At 42.9% G+C, this 275-nt stretch carries 1 pseudogene; it reads right to left on the bottom strand.

Annotation, left to right across the window (positions count from 1 at the left end):
• Nucleotides 1-25: 25 nt before the first annotated feature.
• A pseudogene (locus tag ACFINO_RS11160) lies at nucleotides 26-275 on the bottom strand (bifunctional methylenetetrahydrofolate dehydrogenase/methenyltetrahydrofolate cyclohydrolase); the annotation flags it as partial.

The raw sequence follows: 275 nt of genomic DNA, 5'->3' as shown, positions 1-275 counted from the left end.
TATGCAATGAAAGTGCATAAAATCCTTAGAATTTTGGTATGGGCAGATTATGTAATCGAGCCGCAGCTTTGAGCGTATTAACCATCAGCATAGCGATTGTCATTGGTCCGACTCCTCCTGGAACAGGGGTGATTGCGGCAGCTTTTTCTTTTATTTCTTCAAAATCGACATCACCAACAAGACGCGTCTTTCCCACACCTTTCTCTGGTGCTGCAATGCGGTTAATGCCCACGTCAATAATAATGGCCCCATTTTTAACCCAGTCTTTTTTAATC

Origin of the sequence: Bartonella sp. AA83SXKL, assembly GCF_042196965.1 — a bacterium.
In the GTDB taxonomy this organism is placed as follows: Bacteria; Pseudomonadota; Alphaproteobacteria; order Rhizobiales; family Rhizobiaceae; genus Bartonella.
This window is presented reverse-complemented; position numbering and strand designations above follow the sequence as displayed.